Annotated in this window: 3 protein-coding genes and 1 pseudogene; 3 read left to right on the top strand and 1 reads right to left on the bottom strand. The window is 56.4% G+C overall.

Annotated features, from left to right (window positions below; genetic code table 11):
* The coding region (locus EN991_RS29120; RefSeq protein WP_164769442.1) for an RHS repeat-associated core domain-containing protein at positions 1–2,055 on the top strand (2,055 nt) is incomplete at its 5' end.
* Positions 2,052–2,396: a hypothetical protein gene (locus EN991_RS29125; RefSeq protein ID WP_013531260.1), complete on the top strand. Its 345-nt coding sequence runs from the start codon at positions 2,052–2,054 to the stop codon at positions 2,394–2,396. The genes EN991_RS29120 and EN991_RS29125, both read left to right, overlap by 4 nt.
* 125 nt (positions 2,397–2,521) lie before the next feature.
* Here EN991_RS29125 and EN991_RS29130 read toward each other — a convergent pair.
* Positions 2,522–2,644 (bottom strand): annotated as a pseudogene (locus EN991_RS29130) (LuxR C-terminal-related transcriptional regulator); the annotation flags it as partial.
* 103 nt (positions 2,645–2,747) lie between these two features.
* Here EN991_RS29130 and EN991_RS29135 point away from each other — a divergent pair.
* On the top strand, positions 2,748–3,113 hold the full coding sequence (locus EN991_RS29135) for a transposase (RefSeq protein ID WP_245461102.1): 366 nt from the start codon (positions 2,748–2,750) through the stop codon (positions 3,111–3,113).
* The last annotated feature ends 130 nt before the right edge of the window (positions 3,114–3,243 follow it).

A 3,243-nucleotide genomic window follows, 5' to 3' on the forward strand; every position in this document is an offset into this window, starting at 1 on the left:
GTCTATGACACCGCCAACCGGCTGGTCAGCCAGACCGACGCCAGGGGCACGGTCACCACGCTCGCCTACGACCAGATGGACCGGCTGACCCTGAAGACGGCAACCGCGCCTGGCGGCAGCCCGGTGACGCTGACCCAAAACACCTATGACCAGGCGGCGTCAGGCTATTACAACATCGGCCAAGTGACCCGCTCGGAAAACGCCGCCGCCGTCCAGCTCTACAATTATGACGGTCTCGGCAAAATCGCCCGTCAGGATGCCACGATCGCGGGGATCACCCATACTACGTTCAACGTTCACGACGGCTCCGGCCAAACGCTTCGCAACCAGTACTTTCCAGTGCAGCTCGACTTCGGCACGCCGATAGCGCACTTGCAATACACCGCCGGCAAAAAGCTCTATTCGGCGCCCGGCTTCATCACCTCGACGATCTACGAGGCTGATGGCCAGACCAAGGAGATCACCTACGCCAATGGCGTAAAAACGTCCTTCACCTACTCGCCGACGCGGCGCTGGCTGACGCGGATAACCACCACGCTCGGCGCCGGGACAGTAATGGATCGCCAGTTTACCCGTGACAGCCTCGGCCGAATTACCGACATCGCTGGAACCTCGGCCACGGGTCCGAACAGCTGGCACTATGTCTATGACAATGCCGACCGGCTGATCTCTGCCGACAATCTCGGCGACAACACGCTGGACGAAACCTTCGTCTATGCCGCCAACGACAACATGATTTCGCGCACGCGTGTGGCCGGCACTTATGTCTATCCCTCGGCGAACGCTGCTCGTCCGCATGCGCCTATCACGGTCGGCGCCAATGCGATGGCCTATGACGCCAATGGCAATCTGACCTCCGACGGCAGCCGCACGCTGGTCTGGGACGAGGCCAACCGGCTGAAAACGGTCACGCGCGCCTCCAGCACCGTCAATCTCGCCTATGGACCGGACGGGGCGCGAGCGAAAAAATCATCGAGCTTCGCCACGACGCTTTATCCCGACGCCAATGTCGAGATCAATCCGGCGATACCGGGTGGAGAAATCTACACCCGCTATCCGCATCCCGACATCAAGGTCGTCGGCACGACCAAATACTTCCTGCACCGCGAACACCTCGCCTCGGTGCGCATGGTCACCGACATGTCGGGCAACACCGTCGAAAGCAACAGCTACGCCACCTATGGCGAAAGCCTCAACACCGGCTTCCAGACGCAGAAGAACTACATCGGCGAACGCTTCGATCCCGAGACCGGCCTGCTGTATCTCAATGCACGATACATGGATCCGGTGCTGGGGAGGTTCATTTCGCCGGATGATTGGGATCCGACCAAGGAAGGTGTTGGCACCAACCGATATGCTTATGCTCAGAATGATCCGGTAAACAAGAGTGACGCCAATGGGCATGCCGATTTACAGGGTATCGCTAGAAGCTACATCAACCGGGAAGTCGGAACCCAAGTACAAGCCCTCGCCGACGTCGAGCAAGATGCCGCGAAAGGCGCGGCAATTGGAGGCATTGCCGCGTTAGGTGTTGGAGCTGTTGTCGCAGCGCCGGAAGCAGCGGCAGCTGTAAGTGCTGCCTTTCCTGAAGCGGCAATGTTTGCCACCGAAATGGTCGCCGCAGAGACAGGGCTGATTGCTCCGGCTGGCGCAGTTGGGGCAGTGGCGCTATCCAGGTCGGAAGCTATGAAAAAGGCCTTGGATACAGTAACAGAAAAATTAAGCTCCTCTCAGTTGTCAAGCTTTAAAAACTACATGGGTAAAGTGCCGAGCAATTCAACTGAGAATGTTTCCATATCTGTCCAAAAAGGCACTGCAACTTTTACAACCGTTTCACCTGGGAAGGTTCCCGGTTCCTATGCCACGTATGAGAAGGTGGTCGACATGAACGGAAAAACCCTAAGTTACAGCAAGAAAGTGTTCGACCCGCTTGGGGGGCTAGTTTCCAACAAAGATAAGCTATCGAAGGCTGACAGTCCTAAGTCCGGAAGCGGCGGTAGCGGATCTGACAAAGGGTCAGCGGTTAGCGTCAACGATCACGAGGTCAGCAAATGATCAACGAAGATAGGATAAAGGCGGTAAAATCTTTGATAGGATTGGAGAAACCAATAGATTCATGTATAAATGCCTTAAATACTTTTTCTTGGGATTATGATGGAGATCCTGTTATTTTAAATCGAACAGATGTTGAGAGCGTTATGAAGAGATTTCTAGATGGAAATTTGAGCAAAACTGATCTAGAAGCATGGGCAGACGCAATAGAACTTCGAGACGATATAGCATTTTATGGATCAGATGCCAATTGGATAAAGATGGTTATTACAACCCTATCGACACCGCCGCTATATGGTCCGATCACAAGAGAGAGTGTCGAGCAACTTCTCGGATTGCAGTGACAGTGTCCTTTTACCATCTTCGCCCGGCCGTCATTGTGTGTAAATTGATCACATGGCTCGCCTTGCCCGCATTATCGTTCCCGGGCTGCCACACCATGTGAAGCAACGAGGTGACGGGTAAAAGCTCAAAACCCCGCCTGATCGCGAAACAGCTCCGCATTGTCCAGCTTCGAAACGTCGATCACCGCTTGCGTGCGGCTGTAGACATTGAGCTTGCGCAGAATCTCCGAGACGTGCGCCTTCACCGTGGGAATTACGGTGACAGTGCACCTTTTGCCCCGTTTGCTCGAATTACGGTGACAGTGCACTTTTTACCCTATTCGCCGGCATCGCCGCGTATAAACTGACCGCATGGCCCGCCTCGCCCGCATTGTCGTTCCCGGTCTGCCGCACCACGTAACGCAGCGTGGCAACGGGCGCGCCAAGGTGTTTTTCACGTCCGAAGACTACGCGCTCTACAAGGACCTGCTGGTCGAGTATTGCCGTGCCGCCGATGTCGGCATCTGGGCGTGGTGCCTGATGCCGAACCATGTGCACCTGATCCTGACGCCGGCTGACCCGGATGGCCTGCGTCGTGCGCTTGCCAAGGTGCACCGTGCCTATGCCGGGGTCATCCACCGCGGCAAAAGAAAACCGGGCATTTCTGGCAAGGCCGCTTCGGAGCGGTGGCGATGGACGAGGATCATCTCCTGTCGGCGGTACGTTATGTCGGGCTGAATCCCGTGCGCGCCGGACTGGCAAAGCAGGCGGCGGATTGGCCCTGGTCAAGCGCTCGGGCACATCTGACAGGTGAACCCGATGACGTCACGGATTTGCGGCCGATGAAGGACCGGTTGCCGTCGTCGGC

Source organism: Mesorhizobium sp. M7A.F.Ca.US.005.03.2.1 (genome assembly GCF_003997795.1).
Taxonomy (GTDB): Bacteria; Pseudomonadota; Alphaproteobacteria; order Rhizobiales; family Rhizobiaceae; genus Mesorhizobium; species Mesorhizobium ciceri.